The 17,687-nt window shown below is 63.9% G+C and carries 19 protein-coding genes, 4 tRNA genes and 1 pseudogene; 10 read left to right on the top strand and 14 right to left on the bottom strand.

Going from position 1 to position 17,687, the window contains the following annotated elements:
* Nucleotides 1-315: 315 nt before the first annotated feature.
* A tRNA-Lys gene (locus tag O4220_RS14775) sits at nt 316-391 on the bottom strand.
* Between the two features lie 67 nt (nt 392-458).
* Nucleotides 459-1,712 carry a lipase family protein gene (locus O4220_RS14770; protein WP_269605389.1) on the bottom strand — a complete coding sequence of 418 codons (1,254 nt, stop codon included), beginning with the start codon at nt 1,710-1,712 and terminating at the stop codon, nt 459-461.
* A gap of 672 nt (nt 1,713-2,384) precedes the next feature.
* On the opposite strand from O4220_RS14770, the gene O4220_RS14765 reads away from it, so the two are divergent.
* From O4220_RS14765 to O4220_RS14740, 6 genes are all read left to right on the top strand, one after another.
* Entirely contained in the window at nt 2,385-3,053 is a 669-nt protein-coding gene (locus tag O4220_RS14765; RefSeq protein ID WP_269605387.1) for a TetR/AcrR family transcriptional regulator, read from the top strand.
* A 79-nt stretch (nt 3,054-3,132) separates the two neighbouring features.
* A tRNA-Glu gene (locus tag O4220_RS14760) sits at nt 3,133-3,205 on the top strand.
* Between the two features lie 124 nt (nt 3,206-3,329).
* Nucleotides 3,330-3,403, top strand: a tRNA-Asp gene (locus O4220_RS14755).
* Nucleotides 3,404-3,459: 56 nt separating this feature from the next.
* A tRNA-Phe gene (locus O4220_RS14750) sits at nt 3,460-3,536 on the top strand.
* Between the two features lie 117 nt (nt 3,537-3,653).
* A complete protein-coding gene (locus O4220_RS14745; protein ID WP_269605385.1) occupies nt 3,654-4,223 on the top strand; it encodes a DUF6584 family protein in 570 nt (189 codons plus the stop codon).
* A gap of 85 nt (nt 4,224-4,308) precedes the next feature.
* On the top strand, nt 4,309-4,611 hold the full coding sequence (locus O4220_RS14740; protein WP_269605383.1) for a hypothetical protein: 303 nt from the start codon (nt 4,309-4,311) through the stop codon (nt 4,609-4,611).
* Here O4220_RS14740 and O4220_RS14735 read toward each other — a convergent pair.
* Together O4220_RS14735 and O4220_RS14730 are read right to left on the bottom strand one after the other, a co-directional pair.
* Nucleotides 4,608-4,925 (bottom strand): ANTAR domain-containing protein, encoded by a 318-nt coding sequence (locus O4220_RS14735; protein WP_269605381.1) that lies wholly within the window; start codon nt 4,923-4,925, stop codon nt 4,608-4,610. The two genes, O4220_RS14740 and O4220_RS14735, sit on opposite strands and share 4 nt — an antisense overlap.
* A 90-nt stretch (nt 4,926-5,015) precedes the next feature.
* Nucleotides 5,016-5,600 carry a helix-turn-helix domain-containing protein gene (locus O4220_RS14730; RefSeq protein ID WP_032377437.1) on the bottom strand — a complete coding sequence of 195 codons (585 nt, stop codon included), beginning with the start codon at nt 5,598-5,600 and terminating at the stop codon, nt 5,016-5,018.
* A 99-nt stretch (nt 5,601-5,699) separates the two neighbouring features.
* On the opposite strand from O4220_RS14730, the gene O4220_RS14725 reads away from it, so the two are divergent.
* Nucleotides 5,700-6,818, top strand: a complete 1,119-nt coding sequence (locus tag O4220_RS14725) for a hypothetical protein (RefSeq protein WP_269605376.1) — start codon at nt 5,700-5,702, stop codon at nt 6,816-6,818.
* On the opposite strand, the gene O4220_RS14720 is transcribed toward O4220_RS14725, so the two are convergent.
* From O4220_RS14720 to O4220_RS14695, 6 genes and pseudogenes are all read right to left on the bottom strand, one after another.
* Nucleotides 6,745-7,662, bottom strand: a complete 918-nt coding sequence (locus tag O4220_RS14720) for a pseudouridine synthase (protein WP_269605373.1) — start codon at nt 7,660-7,662, stop codon at nt 6,745-6,747. The two genes, O4220_RS14725 and O4220_RS14720, sit on opposite strands and share 74 nt — an antisense overlap.
* Before the next feature lie 89 nt (nt 7,663-7,751).
* Nucleotides 7,752-8,747 (bottom strand): NADP-dependent oxidoreductase, encoded by a 996-nt coding sequence (locus O4220_RS14715; RefSeq protein ID WP_269605371.1) that lies wholly within the window; start codon nt 8,745-8,747, stop codon nt 7,752-7,754.
* An 11-nt stretch (nt 8,748-8,758) separates the two neighbouring features.
* Nucleotides 8,759-9,184, bottom strand: a complete 426-nt coding sequence (locus O4220_RS14710) for an organic hydroperoxide resistance protein (protein WP_269605369.1) — start codon at nt 9,182-9,184, stop codon at nt 8,759-8,761.
* Nucleotides 9,181-9,639 carry a MarR family winged helix-turn-helix transcriptional regulator gene (locus O4220_RS14705; protein WP_222080074.1) on the bottom strand — a complete coding sequence of 153 codons (459 nt, stop codon included), beginning with the start codon at nt 9,637-9,639 and terminating at the stop codon, nt 9,181-9,183. The genes O4220_RS14710 and O4220_RS14705 overlap by 4 nt, the downstream gene beginning before the upstream one ends.
* A 97-nt stretch (nt 9,640-9,736) precedes the next feature.
* Nucleotides 9,737-10,783 carry an iron-siderophore ABC transporter substrate-binding protein gene (locus tag O4220_RS14700; protein WP_269605364.1) on the bottom strand — a complete coding sequence of 349 codons (1,047 nt, stop codon included), beginning with the start codon at nt 10,781-10,783 and terminating at the stop codon, nt 9,737-9,739.
* Nucleotides 10,784-10,821: 38 nt separating this feature from the next.
* A pseudogene (locus tag O4220_RS14695) lies at nt 10,822-11,280 on the bottom strand (5-methyltetrahydropteroyltriglutamate--homocysteine S-methyltransferase); the annotation flags it as partial.
* A 271-nt stretch (nt 11,281-11,551) separates the two neighbouring features.
* Between O4220_RS14695 and O4220_RS14690 the strand changes: the two are divergent.
* The gene (locus O4220_RS14690) at nt 11,552-12,643 is read left to right on the top strand and encodes a 3-deoxy-7-phosphoheptulonate synthase (RefSeq protein ID WP_269605362.1); all 1,092 of its coding nucleotides are present in this window, start codon (nt 11,552-11,554) and stop codon (nt 12,641-12,643) included.
* A gap of 13 nt (nt 12,644-12,656) precedes the next feature.
* Here the strand turns inward: O4220_RS14690 and O4220_RS14685 are convergent, their stop codons facing one another.
* Nucleotides 12,657-13,277 (bottom strand): alpha-ketoglutarate-dependent dioxygenase AlkB, encoded by a 621-nt coding sequence (locus tag O4220_RS14685; protein ID WP_269605359.1) that lies wholly within the window; start codon nt 13,275-13,277, stop codon nt 12,657-12,659.
* Between the two features lie 58 nt (nt 13,278-13,335).
* On the opposite strand from O4220_RS14685, the gene O4220_RS14680 reads away from it, so the two are divergent.
* Nucleotides 13,336-13,761 (top strand): VOC family protein, encoded by a 426-nt coding sequence (locus O4220_RS14680; protein WP_269605358.1) that lies wholly within the window; start codon nt 13,336-13,338, stop codon nt 13,759-13,761.
* On the opposite strand, the gene O4220_RS14675 is transcribed toward O4220_RS14680, so the two are convergent.
* Nucleotides 13,754-14,779 carry an AraC family transcriptional regulator gene (locus O4220_RS14675; RefSeq protein WP_269605355.1) on the bottom strand — a complete coding sequence of 342 codons (1,026 nt, stop codon included), beginning with the start codon at nt 14,777-14,779 and terminating at the stop codon, nt 13,754-13,756. The two genes, O4220_RS14680 and O4220_RS14675, sit on opposite strands and share 8 nt — an antisense overlap.
* Complete coding sequence (locus tag O4220_RS14670; RefSeq protein WP_269605353.1) at nt 14,776-15,948, bottom strand: pyridoxal phosphate-dependent aminotransferase; 1,173 nt, start codon at nt 15,946-15,948, stop codon at nt 14,776-14,778. The genes O4220_RS14675 and O4220_RS14670 overlap by 4 nt, the downstream gene beginning before the upstream one ends.
* Before the next feature lie 62 nt (nt 15,949-16,010).
* Here O4220_RS14670 and O4220_RS14665 point away from each other — a divergent pair, with 62 nt between their 5' ends.
* Entirely contained in the window at nt 16,011-16,997 is a 987-nt protein-coding gene (locus O4220_RS14665) for an LLM class F420-dependent oxidoreductase (protein WP_269605351.1), read from the top strand.
* On the opposite strand, the gene O4220_RS14660 is transcribed toward O4220_RS14665, so the two are convergent.
* Nucleotides 16,978-17,667, bottom strand: coding sequence for a DUF3239 domain-containing protein (locus O4220_RS14660; RefSeq protein ID WP_269605349.1), 690 nt, complete (start codon nt 17,665-17,667; stop codon nt 16,978-16,980). The two genes, O4220_RS14665 and O4220_RS14660, sit on opposite strands and share 20 nt — an antisense overlap.
* Nucleotides 17,668-17,687: the final 20 nt, after the last annotated feature.

The raw sequence follows: 17,687 nt of genomic DNA, 5'->3' as shown, positions 1-17,687 counted from the left end.
GGCAGTGGGTACCAGCTCCTGCAGAAGCTCGAGCTGTGTCAGATCCCTCGCCATTAGATCGCCTCCATAGATTGCGTACGACCGGTCCAGCTTACGGCACCGTAGGTTCGGTGTGAACCGTGTCGCGCCTGTTCACTTGCTGTTCCGGCGGTCGTGATGTCCGGTGTCGACCGACGTGAATTCCCCGGAGGTCGATCGACCGGTCGGCCTGTCGCGACCGTTGCAGTTCCCCCTGCACGTCGCTTCTTCTCGGCCGATCGTTACGTCCGAGTGTACGTACCGGGCAGGTGTGATCCCTGTTACCCGGGAAGTGTGTGGTGCCCCCAGTAGGACTCGAACCTACGACCTGCGGATTAAAAGTCCGTAGCTCTACCAACTGAGCTATAGGGGCGCGGCTCGAAAGTGTAACGGGCCGCGCGGCGCCGACGGCATGTACCCCCGACAGCGCTGCCGATGGGTCAGCGTCCGAAGCTGCTGCACCCGCTCGGCGCAGGAATGCCGGCCAAACGGTCGTCGATCCAGGCGAACGCACCGGGCATTCCGGTCAGCGCGACGACGAGGTGCTCGCCGACGTATTCCTCCAATCGGACGCTCGCGCCGTTGGCGCACCACTCGTCGTACAGGTTCTCGGCCCCTTCCGCGGGTATCCAGAACTCTTGATGCCCGTGATAGATGAAGACGGGGACGGTCGGTGTCTTGTCTCCACCCATGCGCGTCGACGCGATGATCTGCTCGGCGATCGGCGTGCGATCGACGTCCGGAATGTCCGAAAGTGCTTGAGCTGGAATGGGAGCCACCAGACCTCCCGGGGCGGTGAGATAGATGCACATGTCCTTGGCGATGGTGGCCAGGCGCAGACCGTTGGCGTTCATCAACGAGAACATCTCGGGATACTCCCGGGCGACTCCGAGCGTGGCCGACAGGAACAGTGTCGAGCCCACCGTGCCGTTCAGAGAACGTAGAAGAATGCGGTAATCGGTGGGCGCACCGCCGAACGCCACGCCGACGAGATTCACATCCGGGGCGTAGGTGGGAGCCAGCTGCGCAGCCCATCCGGAAGCGATGGCACCTCCGGAGTATCCCGTCGCGGCGATCGGAGACTCTGCAGGCAGGCCCAGCTCGGGAAGTTTCACCATGGCGCGGAGGGCATCCAGGATGGCGTGGCCCGCCATCGGTCCCGCCGCGTATCCCTGCCGCGGTCCCTGATGATCGGTGACGACGACGGCATAGTTCTTCGCCAGGAACGATTGCACCGGAACGATCTCCGGTGCGATTCCGCGGGGGAGGGTCCACGACGGGGCGCAGGTGTTTCCGAGTGAGTCGATGGCCATGTTGTACGCGACCACCGGCCGGCTCCCCGGTCCCGTCCACGGGGCCGACGGCACGATGATCGTGGTCACACCCGCGACCGGACGATCCTTGGAATCGTTGGTACGAAACAGGATTTGCGTCGATGTGACGGGTGTGAGCAACGGCCCGACGGTGACCTGTCTGGTCGCCAGAACCGAGCCGGGTAGTTGCAGTTCGTACCCGGCGGGCAGATCGAACCAGGGCTCGCCGAGCGGGGTGGGTAGGTAGAGAGCTGGATCGGCGACCGGGGCCACGAAGTTGCCGAGGGGGTCTGCGAACGCCGCGCTGTTCGCCGTGAGCATCAGAATCGAAACTACGAAAAATGCTGTGATGGAACGAAATACGCGGACTGCAACCGTCATGGCATGCACTCGTTTCCGATAGGCAGAGGCAACTGTGTGATGCAGTTCACAGTATGCCGATGTGATCGCGAGGGGCATGCGATATCAGGAAAGTATCGAAAATGTTATCTGTCGACGTGCACGATATCGATTATCCAACATGCGATTTGGCTCTCGAGATCTGATGCGTATTCGTAAGACACTGTCGTGCAGCATTTTTGAGTTGCTAACAAGCTAGGCAAACAATCCTGATTCGAGATTCGTTACAGCGAAATGTAATTCGGCTTTCAACTGAAATCGAGATACCTGCCCGAGACCGTTCGGGCTATGCGTCGACGGTTCTTTTCTCGAGGTGTCGATCGGGGGATGCGCGCGCTTTCGGCTTCGGATCCGGCGACGGTACGGGTAGTCGCGATGGGGGTCCGATGCGGTAGGGGTGCGATACGGACGGGTGGTTGGCGGCGTGTAGTGCCCCGGCAGTGAAGCGGCTCGAGTGCGCACCCCCTGCAGCGCACTCGAGCCGCGCAGACCATACCATCCGGCTTGTTTCGATAGCCTAATCAAATCTTCTGTCGGCAGTGCCCGTCGAACCGAACCGCTGGTGAGTCGACTCGCGTGTCGTTCGGGTGAAGTACTCTCTATCTGTACTACCTGTGGATACGCAGGGCGCTTGGGCTCGGAGGCACGAAGTAAATGGCACAACAGGAGCGCGCACGGCGGACCCGGGCGGCCATCGTAGAGGCGGCGGCGGCGGAATTCGCCAAGCGTGGATACGCGGCAGCATCCGTCAACACCATCTTGGAAGGCTCGAACGCCACCAAGGGGGCGATGTACTTCCATTTCCAATCCAAGGAGGATCTGGCCAGAGCGGTGCTCGCGGCCGGGTTGGATCGGTACGTGGCGATAACGGAGAAGTGGGCCGACACCACGGCACACCCCTTCTATGTCATCCGGGGGATCGTGGACGACATAGCGCAGAACTTTCAGAACGACGTGATCGTGCGTGCCGAATTCCGGCTGATCGTCGAGCCCGAGTTCTACGCCGAGGTTCATTCCGGCGGTGGGCGAGTGTGGGGGGCGCAAGGTCACAAGCAGGCCGAGCGCGCTCTGGCGATGGGGGATCTCAAGCCGGAGTTCGAAGCTGCCAAGTTCGTCCGCGTTCTCGCGGCGTCGATGGCGGGCCAGCGCTACATGTCCGATCTGGTCGCCGACAACGCAGACCTGCGCGAGCGGTTCGAGGAGTCCGTCGAGGTCGTTCTGTTGGCCATGGCGTCGGAACGTTGGCTTGCCGAATTCAAACTGCACGGGTGGGAGCAGTTCGGCGAGAACTACGCAAAAACCACCTCTGACCTGCCGGTTTGAGATTTGCCGGGAAAGTGTCCTAAGCTATCCCAGCTCCCAACGGAACGCCGTTGAGGGTAACGTCGAAGCAGTTCGGCGGGCCCCCTTCGTCTAGCGGCCTAGGACGCCGCCCTTTCAAGGCGGTAGCGCGGGTTCGAATCCCGTAGGGGGTACGTAGGAAGAGATCGGTTTGACAACCCGGTCGGCAGTACAGCAGTCCTCGTCTCGGTCTTCACGAGATGCGGATTTGCAGTTCGGAGAGTTACTGCGCTAGAAATAGCGCGGCAACAACAGCAAGGCCCTGTGGCGCAGTTGGTTAGCGCGCCGCCCTGTCACGGCGGAGGTCGCGGGTTCGAGTCCCGTCAGGGTCGCAACATCGGTGCGAAATCACCGACATTGCGATGGCATTGTTTCACCGGTGCCGCCCGGCCAGGTAGCTCAGTTGGTACGAGCGTCCGCCTGAAAAGCGGAAGGTCGTCGGTTCGATCCCGACTCTGGCCACCACGGGTTTGGATCGACATGCACTACGAAAGCCCCTTCCGTTATCCGGGAGGGGCTTTTTCGTGTGCACGACGCGTCCGTGCTCCTACGGCAGCGCTCGTCGAGCGATATGGTCGATGCGTGGACGTGATCGATCGAGCGCAAGAGGATCTGGCGCGTGGAGACACCATCGGTGCTCGGGATCGGCTCGTTCGCGCCCTGCGTGGGAACCCGGCCTCGCCGGGCATTCTCGAACTGCTCGCGTATACCCATCTGGTGCTCGGCGATCGCGCGGCGGCCGGCGCGGCATGGTTCCTCACCGACAAATCCGACGACGATCCAACGGCGTCGGCTGCATTCGCCGCACTGGAGAGGCAATACCGGTCACCGTTGGCGCTGGCCGAGGCCCTTCCCATTCACGCGCCCTCGGACTGGTATCCGTCCCGGGCGCGGATCCGCCTCGAACGACTCGAGGCCGCTGTAGAAGCCAATGGTCAACGCTGGGTGCCGCCGCGCGATGTCGTCTATTTCGACGAGGACGGGCTGAACTCCGACGACTTCTACGGCTCGGACGGCGATCAGGACGACGCGGAGTACGACCGCGCAGGGTCGAGCTACCGCTCGGTGCGACAGCGTGCGATCGCGGCTGCCATCGTCATCGCCATCGCGGCCACGTCGGCATCGGTGGTCTTGGCGCTGATCTTCGGGTGACGATCGGTTCCGGGACGGGCGACTCGGCGCTGAGCGTAGAGTCGCATAGGAAATTCTGGCCGACGACCGAGGGTGACTTCTTTCCATGGGCACTGTGAACGACGCACCCTCACCGGCACCGAGGGACGACAACTATACCGTCAACCTCGAACAGGCAAGGGTTTTCGCCCGAGGATTGGCCGAACACATCCAGACGTGCTCGGCGTCCATCGAAAGTGCGCATTCCAAGGCATTTCGAGCTCGCGCGGACCGCGCAGAATCCCGGGCCCGAGCGTTCGAGTCCGAGGCGTCGACGCTCCGGGCCGAGCTCTACGAGATGTACCGCCACATCGATGCGATGACGGCCCGGTTTCCGGAACTGCGCACCGATCCGGCTGTCCGCGGTTAGCCCGTCGACGTCGCCGCGACCCCCGCAGAATCGGTGACCGAGCCGAACGTGGCCTCGGCACCGCGACGGCCGAGGGCCGAGCCCCACACCGCATACACGGCATCGGTGGTCGAGGATCGCTCGATATCGCGGCCTTCGGCGACGGTGATGAGGGTGCGGGAGAGATCGAACAAGCTGACTCGATGATGCCTGGCCGTCGCGAACAGCTCGTCGATGGCGTCGGCGACGGATCCACCGTGGATGCCGATGAGCACTCCGGTTGCGATGTCCACGTCGGTGCGAGACGCAGGTGAATCAGGCAGTCTGTCGGTCATCTTTTTCCTCGAGATGGTGTTGTCGGTGCGGATGACCGAAGCGGATTCTGGCGTCGAGCGGGCTTCACTGTCTCACACGGACACGACATTTCATACCGTCGGTTTTGCCCGCACGTGCATCCGCTCGCCCTGGGGTCCGAACAGGCTCAGCAGCTCCACCGGACGATTCCCGACGGCACCGAACCAGTGCGGTACCCGGGTGTCGAATTCGGCTGCCTCACCGGGTTTCATCGTCAGATCGTGCTCACCCAGAATCAGTCGGAGAGTGCCGTCGAGCACATAGAGCCACTCGTACCCTTCGTGCGTTCTGGGGCGAGGCTCGGAGTCCTCGGGTCGGACCAGAAGCTTGTAGGCCTGCAGCCCGCCCGGGCGCAGCGTCAGGGGAAGAATCGTCACGTGTTCGCGCACAGTGGCCGTCGTGCGTACCCGAGGGTCAGCGACAGGCGGCGCGGTCACCAGATCGTCGAGCGCCATCTGATGGGCCCGGGCAATGGGCCACAGAAGTTCCAGGCTCGGCTTGCGGTCGCCGGATTCGAGACGCGAGAGCGTGCTGATCGAAATTCCCGTGGTCTCGGACAGTGACGCCAGGGTGGTGTTCTTCTCCATCCTGATGCGTTTGAGACGGGGACCGAGGCCGGCGATGACCTCGTCGAGGCTTGCCGCTGCTTCCTTCATCCCTGTATTGCAGTTTCGGCAAACGAATTTGTCAAGTTCTGCAAGGGCGACCCGCCGAAAACTGCCCGTGGATGGAGGCGGACGGCACATACTCGCTTCATGACCGCTCGTGCTGGGCGCGTAGGACGTAGTGGCGTTGTTCGTGACGCCTACGGTAGCCCTGCGTCCGAGGCTTTCATGGTCGTGGCCATTGCGACCATTCTGATCACCAGGGCGTACCTCGAGGCGACCCACTACCCCCAGGTCGGTGGCAAGTCGCTGCATATCGCGCATGCCCTGTACGGCGGCGCGGCGATGATGTTGGCTCTACTCGTCGGCTGGATGTTCATCGGGTTCGGCGTCCGGGTGTTCACCGTGCTGCTCGGCGGGATCGGATTCGGGCTGTTTCTCGACGAGGTGGGCAAGTTCGTCACCAAGGACAACGACTACTTCTACGGCCCCTCGTCGGAGATCATGTACGTCCTGGTGGTCCTGCTGTTGGTGTTCAGCCGGATCGTCCGCGAGTTCCGCCGGCCCTCGGTCGGCGAATCGCTGGCCAACGCGGCTGCCATCGCCGCCGACGGCGTCGCGCACGGCCTACCTGAGCATCGACGCGACTGGGCGCTACGGATGGTCGCGCGGGCCGAGGCGGAAGGAGCAGATCCGGACACCGTGGCCGGCATCAGGATGTTGCTCGGTACCTGTCGTCGTTCGACGTCACGCACCCACTCCCTTCGTCAGTTCGTTCCCCGGCTGATTCCGGCGTTCTTCACCAGTGCCCGGTGGGTTCCCGTCGTCGGCTGGGGCCTGGTTCTGCTGTCCGGTGCAGGCGTCGTGTTCGGGATCGTCGAACTCGTTCTCGGAGAACTGCACATCGATCGCCGAGACCTGACGATCGACGTCGACAGAATGGGCATCGCCAGCGGGATCCTGTTCGTCAGCGCCTGCGCCACGTTCGCCTCGGCTCTCCCGGCGATGCTGCGCTTGCGGAAGGACGGTCCGCTCTGGCCGCTGCGCACCCTCCGCGTTTCCGCGTTGATTTTCACCTTGCTCAACGCGTTGGTGGATTTTGCTCAGGAGGGCTTCGCCGCGCTGGGGAATGTGGCGGTCGGACTGTTCGCGCTCGCGGTCATCTCGCATCGCATCGCTGTGCGCACCGCCGAGGCTATCGAGAACTCTGTTGTCTTGCAGGAGGATCGAGACTCCGATTGCTCTCGAACCGTCGGATCAGGCCAGTGAGTGGATCGACGAATTCGATCGAGCGGGCCAGTAGTCGGAGCGGATCGGAGTAGTCGTCGTGGGCGACCTCGCGGAACGACGGATAGAAGTTGTCGCCGACGATCGGAATGCCCAAGGAGCACAGATGAACTCGAAGCTGATGCGTCTTCCCGGTACGGGGGTGCAATCGATACAGGCCGTGGGATCCGATGGTGTCGACCTGATCGACGAGTGTCTCGGCGTTGGGTTCACCCGGGACCTCTCGGGCCTGAAGAACGCCGCGCTCCTTGATGATTCTACTGCGCACCGTCAGCGGAAAGTCGAGAACCCCGGAGAGTGGGGCAATTGCCTCGTAGTGCTTGGTGATGGTGCGTTGAGCGAACAGGTCCTGGTACGGACGGCGAGCCTGTTGCCGCACGGTGAACACGAGAACCCCTGCGGTGAGCCTGTCCAGACGGTGCGCCGGGCTCAGCTCGGGCAGGTCGAATCTGCGTCGAAGCAGAACGAGGGCCGAGCGAGCGACGTATGCGCCGCGCGGAGTGGTGGCCAGAAAATGCGGCTTGTCGACTACCAGTAGATTCTCGTCGCGGTGGAGGACGTCGAGGGAGAACGGAACCGTCGGCTCCACCGGCGGATCGCGGTAGAGGTAGATGTCGGCACGTGGTCTCGCGACCGTCGCCGAATCGATGGGTATGCCTGCCGCGTCGACTATTTCACCGCCGGTCACTTTTTCGGTCAGCCTCGCCGCGTCCTGCGGAAACCGTGCACGCAGGTACTCGAGCACGGTGGCCCCGGTTGCGATATCGGGCATCCGGACCCGAGTGGGGTCGAGGCCGTCGCGCAACGGCAGGGGAGCGGCGGGCATGGTCACGACTGTAATCGGTCGACATGGAAACACCCCGGCCGGAAAATCCGGCCGGGGTGTGGTCTGCGGTGTAACCGTTGGGGTCCGACCTAGATGGTGACGACCATCTTGCCGGTGTTCTCGCCCTTCATCAGACCGATGAACGCAGAGGGAGCGTTGTCGAGACCGTCGACGACCGTCTCGTCGAATTCGATGGCGCCGCTGCCCAGCCATTCGGTCATCTTGGCGCGGAATTCCTCGGTGACGTGCGCGTAGGAACCGACGATGAAGCCCTTGAGCGTCAACTCCTTGCCGATCGCCAGCGCGAGGTTGCGCGGAGCGGGAGTCGGCTCGGTGGAGTTGTACTGAGCAATGGCTCCGCACATGGCAATTCGCCCGTGCTTGTTCATCGAACCGATGGCGGCTTCGAGGTGCTCACCGCCGACGTTGTCGAAGTACACGTCGATGCCGTCCGGTGCCGCCTTGCGGAGCTGCTCGGCAACCGGGCCGTCGTGGTAATCGAATGCTGCGTCGAAACCGAGCTCGAGCAGGCGGGCGACCTTCGCGGGAGACCCTGCACTGCCGATGACACGGGAAGCGCCGAGTGCCTTGGCGATCTGGCCGACGAGCGACCCGACTGCGCCGGCAGCGCCCGAGACGAAGACGACGTCGCCTTCCTTGAACGAGGCAACTTCGGTCAGCCCGGCGTACGCCGTCGTTCCGGTCATTCCCAGTGCGCTCAGGTAGGCGGACGCCTTGGCGGCCGAGAGGTCGACTTTGCTTGCGCCCTTCGCCGGAACGATTGCGAGATCGCGCCATCCCTTGCCGTGAACAACAGCGTCGCCGGCTGCGAAACCGTCGGCCTTGGATTCGACGACCTCGCCGACGGCACCGCCGTCGAGCGGCGCATCGAGCTGGAACGGCGGGACGTACGACTTCACGTCGTTCATCCGACCACGCATGTACGGATCGACCGACATCACGATGTTGCGAACGAGGATCTGCCCGTCCTGCAGTTCGGGAAGGTCGACGACCTCCGCGCGAAAGTTGTCTTCGGTCGGCCAGCCTTCTGGGCGGGACGCGAGGTGAATTTCGTGTGCCTTCATGGTGTTTCCTCTTACTCGTCTTCGGTGACGGTGACGGTGACGTCGATGTTGCCGCGGGTGGCGTTGGAGTACGGGCAGACCTGATGAGCCTTGTCGGCCAGGGCCTGGGCGCTCTCGCGGCTCAGGTTCGGCAGAGTCACCTCGAGGGTGACTGCGAGCTGGAAGCCGCCTGCGTCGTTGGGTCCGATGTCGACGCGAGCGCCGACGGCCGAGTCGGTGACGTCGGCCTTGTCCTGACGCGCCACCATCTGCAGTGCGGAGTGGAAGCACGCGGCGTAGCCGGCTGCGAACAGCTGCTCGGGGTTGGTGCCGTTTCCGCTGCCGCCCATGGCCTCCGGGATGGCGAGATCGAGGTCGAGACGTCCGTCGGAGGTGCGTGCGTGGCCGTTGCGTCCTTCGCCGGTGGCGAGAGCTTCGGCGGTGTAGATGGTCTTCATGATTCTCCTTCTGTCGTGCGCGAATCGGTGTGATGCAGAGCGCTCGTCAATGCGTCGAGCGATTCCTTGAGCCTGACGAGATCGTCGACTCCCATGCCGGTCTTCTCGGCCAGCTTGCGGGGGAGGTCGAGTGCCTTCGCGCGCATGGCGCTACCGGTCTCGGTGAGGTGGATCTCGACGCGGCGTTCGTCGCTGCTCAGGCGTCGACGCTCGATGAAACCGAGCCCTTCGAGTCGCTTGAGCATCGGCGAGAGTGTGCCGGTGTCGAGGTCGAGTTCGGCGCAGATTTCCTTGACGCCGCGCCCGTCCTTCTCCCACAGCACCAGTAGGACCAGGTACTGCGGATACGTGACGCCGAGCTCGTCGAGCATCGGGCGGTACACCGCGGTCGTAGCCCGCGATGCGGAGTACAGCGCGAAGCACACCTGACGGTCGAGTGCGAGTTCGTTGGTCACCTCGAGAACAGTAGTGCACAGTTAAGTTGTGCGCAACCTATCTGCTCGATGTGAGTGAAACTTCGTAGCCTGCTACGACGTGCCACTCACATGGGGGTCAGCTCTGCAGGGCGTTTTTCAGGCCGTCGAGCACGATGGTTGCCGCCGTCGGACCAGCGTTGAGGTACCACGGGTCGTCGTCGACGCGCACGATGTGGTTCTCGGTGGCTGCGCTCATACCCGTCCAGAGCGGGTTGGTGGTGTACGACGCGGCGCTCGAATCGGCTCCCGCGTCCTGGCTCGATACGAACACCCAGTCGGCGTTCGCGAGCTGTATCTCCTCCTCGCTGAAGTCCTGCGAGGTCTTGTCGAACTGCTGACTCTCCGGCCGTGCCAGACCGGCGTCCCAGGCGATGTAACCGGCGAACGAGGGGACGCCGAACACGCGCGCCCGATCCGCGGTGAAGCGGACGAAGGAGACCGTAGGGGTGCCGCTGCTGCCGGCAACCGAGTTACCCAGTGCCGCAGCGTCGGAGGCGAAGGTGTCGATGAAGGTCTGCGCCTGCTCGGTTCGGCCCAACGCGTCGGCGAGCAACAGGAAGTCCTGCTTCCAGTTCACTCCGGTGCCCTCGGTGAGCACTGTCGGCGCGATGGTCGACAGCGTCGAGTAGATGTCCTCGGAGCCGGTCTTGTTCGCCAGGATGAGGTCGGGTTCGATGGCGGCGATGGCCTCGATGTCGACTTCCTGTCGGTTACCCACATTCACGAATTGCGTCATCCGGTCCGCGTACTGGGGGAACGAGAAGCTGATGTAATCGGGCACCAATTCGGCTCCGTCGCCGTACGCGACTCCGGTGGGCACGACGCCCAGTGTGAGGGTTGCGTCGAGCTGACCGGTAGCGATGACGACGATTTTCTTCGGTTCGGCGGGGATCTCGGTGGAGCCGCCGAAGTGGCCGACGGTGCGTGGGAACACTCCGTCGGCCGTTCCCGAACCCATACCGTCGGGGATGCCGGTCGGTCCTGGTGCGTCCGTCACGGCGTCGCCGGTGGTCGCTTCAGCGCTGGTGGAGGGTGTGACGGTCTGCTCGGCGGTGCCGGCGCAGGCGACAGTGGTCAGCGCGGTGACTGCGGCGATCGTGGTGGCCAGGAGTAGACGTTTCACTTCGTTCTCTTTCACAGGGCGGGCGTAGGCAGGTAAGCCTAGCCTGTACCTCGCGAACGAGGTGAGCGCAGCGCGGCCGCCGCCTGCACCATGTTGCTCAACGACCGCTCCACCTCGGCCACCCCGCGGGTCTTCAATCCGCAGTCGGGATTGACCCAGAGTCGTTCGGCAGGAACGGCTTTCAATGCTGAACGCAGCGATTCGGTGATCTCGTCGATGCTCGGCACCCGCGGTGAATGGATGTCGTACACGCCGGGGCCGACACCGAGGTCGAAGCCGACGGAGTTCAGGTCGTCGAGTACCTCCATGTGCGAGCGGGCCGCCTCGATGGACGTCACGTCGGCGTCCAGGGCGACGATCGCGTCGATGATCTCACCGAACTCCGAGTAGCACAGATGCGTGTGAATCTGCGTGTCGTCGGACACCCCGGATGTCGAGATCTTGAACGATCGCACGGCCCACTCCAGGTATGCCGCTGTGTCTTTCGCACGGAGCGGGAACTGCACGCATCGCTTCGACGCCGTGGTGAACTTCGGGGCTCCTCATGACCACCTGGCGAACCGACTGCAGGGACGAGCATAGATGCATCGACGACGCGTCTGTTACGGTGCTCTCCATGCAGCGCACGTATTTCTGGTTTAGCAGGCCGGCCCCGGGTGGGTCAGCCAGCGACGCCATGCGCTGACCTCCACCCCACGAGCCGGATACAGACCGGCTCGAAGTGCGCGTGGAGCATGCTGAGCCGGCCTGGGAACAGGAAACCCTCTCATGACGCTCTCCCTCGACACCCCGTCACTCGATGATCAACGGACTATCAGCATCAGTCCGCTGGTTGCGCCGTCGGTGTTGCGCCGCGAACATGCCGTGGACGCCGCGATCTCCGCGACGGTCCGCTCCGGACGCTCCGGCGTGGTCGACATTCTCGACGGCCGCGACGATCGACTGATCGTTGTCGTCGGCCCGTGTTCGGTGCACGACACCGATGCAGCCCTCGATTACGCCCGGCGCCTTGCCGTCACGGCAGCCGAACTGGGTGATCGACTGCACATCGTCATGCGGGTCTACTTCGAGAAGCCCCGGACGACGCTGGGGTGGAAGGGACTGATCAACGACCCGCACCTCGACGGCAGCTTCGACATCAACGCCGGACTACGGGTGGGACGCCAACTGTTGCTGGATATTTCGGCGCTCGGCCTGCCTGTCGGATGCGAATTCCTCGACCCGATCACGCCGCAGTACATCGCAGATCTGGTGAGCTACGGCGCGATCGGTGCGCGGACCGCTGCGAGCCAGGTGCACCGCCAGCTGTGCAGCGCGCTGTCGATGCCGGTGGGGATCAAGAACTCCACCGAGGGCGACATCCAGGTAGCGGTCGACGGCACCCGGGCCGCCGCGGCGAGCCATGTCTTCCCCGGCACCGATCTGGACGGCCAGGCAGCGCTCGTTCGGACCGTCGGAAACCCGGACTGCCACGTCATTCTCCGCGGGGGCGTCGAGGGACCGAACTACGATGCCGAATCCGTCGCAGATACCGTTGCGCGACTGCGTAAGTCGGGTCTGCCGGAGCGCGTCGTCATCGACGCCAGCCACGGCAACAGCCGCAAGGACCACAACAAGCAGGTCGACGTGGTCACCGATGTGGCCGGCCGGGTGGCGGCTGGCGAACATGGCATCGTCGGCCTGATGCTCGAAAGCTTCCTCGTGGCGGGCCGTCAGGATCTCGAACTCGGCCACCGCGACGACCTGGTGTACGGGCAGTCGATCACCGACGCCTGCCTCGATTGGGACACCACGGCAACACAACTGAACGTGCTGGCTGCGGCGGTCGACAAGCGTCGGGCATCGAACCCTGTGCACTGAAAAATCCAGCGCGTCAACGAACCCCGCGCGGTCGGAATTGCACGCTGATGCGTGGACCGATCGCGCGGGTGGACTTGGGAACGGCATGTTCCCACGTCCGCTGACACGAGCCTCCCATCACCACCAGATCGCCGTGCCCGAGCGTGAACTTGAGCGACGTGCCGCCGCCGCGAGGCCGAAGCATGAGTTGCCTTGTCGCACCGAGCGAGACGATCGCCACCATGGTGTCCTCGGTCGCGCTGCGGCCGATGTTGTCGCCGTGCCAGGCGACGCTGTCGGAGCCGTTGCGGTAGTAGCACAGCCCTGCGGTGGCGAACGACTCACCGAGTTCGGCGCGGTAGTGATCGTCGAGCGCGTTACGCGCCTCGTACAGCGCCGTGTGCGGCCAGTGCTCGCGCTCGCCGTAGAAGCGGACCAGGCGTGGCACATCGACCACGCGGTCGTACATCTGTCTGCGTTCGGCGCGCCAATCGACGTCGGTCACCAGCGAGTCGAAGAGATGGGTATCGGTCAACCATCCCGGGCGCACATCGATCCAGGCACCGAGCGTCAGCTCTCGTCGGGTGACGGACTGCAGCGACCCGACGCCACCGTCGTCGTCACCGAACAACGAGCCTTGCATCGCGAGCGACATGAATCGACTGTATCGAACAGGTGTTCCCATTTCCACCGCGCGGCGGTATCTTCGTCCCATGGGCTATCGATTTCAGGTCGTCGTGGACAGCGCCAACCCCCATGCGCTGGCGAAATGGTGGGCGCAGACGCTGGGTTGGCAGTCCGAACCCAGCAACGAGGACTTCAGTCGCGAGATGGTCGCCGCGGGGCATGCTCGCGAGGAGGATACGACCACCTTCGAGGGTGTTCTCGTGTGGCAGGCGGGCGCGGGAATCGTCGATCCCGAGTCGCCCGGCTCCCCGCGGGTGCTGTTCCAGTCGGTAGCCGAGCCGAAATCGGTGAAGAATCGATTGCATCTCGACATCCGCGTCGGTGACGAGCGTGAGTCGGTGGTGGCGGAACTCGAAGCGCGGGGTGCGTCGGTACTTCATCGGGGAAATCAGGGCCCCAGCGTCTGGATCACCATGACCGACCCCGAGGGCAACGAGTTCTGCGTCAGCTGAGGCGGTACGAGCCGGGGGTCTGACCGGTCCAGCGCTTGAAGGCACGACGGAACGCGCTGGGCTCGGAGAAGCCGAGACGAGCCGAGATGTCGTCGACACTGTCTCCGCGGCTCAAACCGGAGATCGCTGCATCGCGCAGCACTTCTTCGCGCAGCTGGTTGATCGAGGTGCCCTCCTGCCGAAGGACGCGGCGAAGGTGCGGCGGGCTGATGTTGAGCATCGCCGCGATGTCCTCGGTTCCCGGTGCGCCGCCTTTGAAGCCGGTTTCGAGCGCTCGGCGAACCTGACTCGACGCTGTGCTGTCGTAGTCTCGGGACGAGAACAACAGATTGGGTGACTCGGCCAGATACTCGGCGAGGGTCTCCTCGGTCTGCACTATCGGCGCTCGCATCACGGCAGTGTCGAATTCCAGTGTGGCACGGTCGGTTCCGAACTCGACATGTGTGCCGAAGATGGAGTCGTACATCTTGCCGGCCTCGGGCCCGGGAAGCGCGTACGGTAGCTGCACCGACAGCAGTTTGACGCGGTTGCCGATGAGCCACGCCGCGAATCGATGCAGCAGAATCAACAGGAAGTCGGTCAGCAAGCGTTCGGCCAGAGCGTTGGCTTCCGCGCTCAGATGAGTCGTTGGCGTGACGTGCACCGTCAACACCGTGGACTCCTCGGTGCGGTCCAATGTCATGGGGCGAACGGGAATCAGCACCCGCATGGTTTCGGACATCCTGATCAGAGCCGCCCAGAGGTTCTCCGAATGAATCAGGGTCTGGCAAATCACGCGAAAGCTGCCGCGCCGCACCGGTACTGCGGCTAGGCCGAACAGCTCGTCGCCGGTCATCGCCCAGACCGCCTGGGTGAAGGCGGTGACTTGGCGGGTGGTCAGGCGTTCCGCCGGGTTTCCGAGAATGGTGGGCCCGATACCGGCCATCGACAACGGGTAGGTCAAGTCCATCCCGCCGCTAGTCGCGAGGTCGACGGCCTGTCGGACGAAATACGCCGGGATCGTCGGTTGCGGAGTCACAATCTCCGTAGCCTCTCGGCTGCGTCGGCGAGTACCTCGTCCTGCTTGCAGAAAGCGAAGCGTACCAACGACTTCCAGGGAGCTGGTTCGTCCACGAAGGCCGTGACCGGAACTGCTGCCACGCCCACCAGATCCGGCAGGGAGCGGCAGAACTCGTACGCGTCCCCCCGTCCGATCGGCGCGATGTCGGCGCACACGAAATATGTTCCCGCGCTGTACTTCACGTCCGCGCCGGCCGAGCCAAGTGCAGCCGAGAGCGTGTCCCGCTTGCGTTGCAGACCGTCGCGCATCGAGGTGATCCACGGCTGCTCGTGCTCGAGGGCATAGGCGACGGCAGGTTGGAAAGGGGTACCGCCGACGAAGCTCATGAATTGTTTGGCGGCGCGCACGGCATCGATCAAGTGGGCCGGGCCCAGCGCCCAGCCCGTCTTCCATCCCGTTGCGTTGAAGGTTTTCGCCGCACTCGAGACGGTGACGGTGCGCTCGAACATCCCCGGCAGGGTCGCGATCGGCGTGTGCACCTTCCCGTCGAAGGTCAGGTGCTCGTAGACCTCGTCGGTAAGGACGAGCAAATCGTGTTCGACGGCGATCTCGGCGATACGGACCATGGTGGCGCGGTCGAAGACGGTACCGGTGGGGTTGTGCGGGGAATTGACGATCAGCATGCGTGTTCGGGGACCGACGGCACGACCGAGGGCGTCGGTGTCGACCGTCCACCCGTTGCCGTCGGGAACCAGCGGCACGGCGGTGCGGGTCGCTCCGGCAAGGGCAATGGCGGCCGCGTAGGAGTCGTAGAACGGCTCGATCAGCAGCACTTCGTCGCCCGGCTCGATCAGGCCGAGCAGCGATGCCGAGATCGCCTCGGTGGCACCGACGGTGACCAGTACCTGCGAGTCGGGGTCGTACTGCAGCCCGAATCGCCGTTCCCGGTCGGCGGCGACGGCGTTGCGTAGCACCGGCATGCCCGGGCCGGGGGAGTACTGATTGAGTCCGCTCGCGATGGCCTCACGTGCGGCCTCGAGCATGGCAGGCGGCCCGTCGGTATCGGGAAAGCCCTGACCGAGGTTGACGGCATTCTTGGCGACCGCAAGAGCGGTCATCTCGGCGAATATCGTCGATGCGAACGGGCGCAGGCGCGCCACAGTGCGCGAGGGCAGCATCTCGGACATTCGTCCAGCGTAGTTCACCGGCCGGAACCGGGCTTTCGCCCTGCATCTGTACTGTGCCTGTCATGCGATTCGGATTGTTCGTTCCACAGGGTTGGCGCCTGGATCTGGTCGGTATCGACCCCGCCCGGCAATGGAATGTGATGCGTGACCACGCTCTCGCCGCCGAGGCCGGTCCGTGGGAGTCCCTGTGGGTGTACGACCATTTTCATACCGTTCCCACCGCAACCGACGAGGCGACGCACGAGGCATGGTCGTTGATGTCCGCACTGGCGGCGAGCACCTCCCGGATCAGGCTCGGTCAGATGTGCACTGCGATGTCTTACCGCAACCCGGCCTACCTCGCCAAAGTTGCTGCCACGGTGGACATCATTTCGGGTGGACGCGTCGAGATGGGCATCGGCGGCGGCTGGCACGAGCACGAGTTCCGTGCCTACGGTTACGGGTTTCCCTCTGCGGGTGAGCGATTGGGTCGGCTGGACGAGGGTGTGCAGATCTTCAAGCAGGCATGGACGACCGGCGAGGTGTTTCTCGACGGAAAGCATTACGAGATCGACGGTGCTGTGGTGCGGCCGCTGCCGCTGCAGGAGGGCGGAATACCGCTGTGGATAGCGGGCGGAGGCGAGAAGGTGACGCTGAAGATCGCCGCGAAGTACGCCAACTACACCAACTTCGATGGAACGCCCACCGGATTCGCCGCAAAATCGGATCTGCTGCGTGAGCATTGCTCCACCGTGGGCACCGACTTCGATGCCATCGTCCGCTCGGCGAACTACAACGTCGTCATCGGGGCGACCGAGTCGGAAGTGGAAGACAAGCTTCGCGCCCTGGAGAGTCGACTCACCGACTACGTGGGTGCGGACAAAGCCGAAGGAGCGCTGAAGGCGTTCCGCGGCATGCCGGCAGTCGGAACCCCGGAACAGATCGTCCGGAATCTGACGGCGCTGCAGGAGCAGGGGATGACGTACGGAATCTTCTACTTCCCGGAAGCTGCCTACGATCGCGCCGGAATCGAACTCTTCGAGCGCGAGGTCATTGCGGCTCTTCAGTAGCTCGTCTCAGGTCGTCGGGAAGATCCGCCGGATCGATCAGTAGCTGTTGGTTCTTGGCCTTGCGTACCTTCTCGGACAAGCCGATGTTCGCGTGCAACAGCGCCCACTCGCCCTCGGTGATCTCGCCGGTTGCGCGTGCGAGAACTTCTCGATCGGGCGTGCCCCAGGCGATGGGCATGGCCGAGACCAACTGCCAGGTGCGCCCGCCCGTGTTCGCGCCGCGGTCGGCGAGAACCGACACCGAGGGCACCTTCGCTCCCCGCTCCATCGCGTGGCCGGGCAATGTTCGAACGACCCGGGTGACCAATACGTAGTGCGGTTCTTCGACACCCGGCTTCGCGATATCGACCAGGGCCAGCAACAGTGCTCCGCTCGGTAGTGTCTCGGCCACCATCGCAGGAATCAGATCGCCTGCAGCATATTGCGATTCGATGGACCCCATCTTGCGCGGTGCCCACAACATCACCCACAGTGAGGTGGCCGCACCGATACAGAACACCGCGCCGAGTATGTACGACCACGGGGTTGCGATCCAGATGAACCACACCCCCAGGGCGGTCAGGATCACTGCTGTGAGCGCCGCAGAGGCGCGCAGCCGGCGAAGCTCGGTGAACGTCTCGTTCACCGACTTCGCGTGGGCTACGTCTACTGGGAACTGGAATCGGCGCACACAACTATTCCTAGCACGCC

Origin of the sequence: Rhodococcus ruber (assembly GCF_027270735.1) — a bacterium.
GTDB lineage: Bacteria > Actinomycetota > Actinomycetes > Mycobacteriales > Mycobacteriaceae > Rhodococcoides > Rhodococcoides rubrum_A.
Note: the sequence above shows the minus strand (reverse complement) of the source record. Positions and strands in the feature narration are given on the sequence as shown.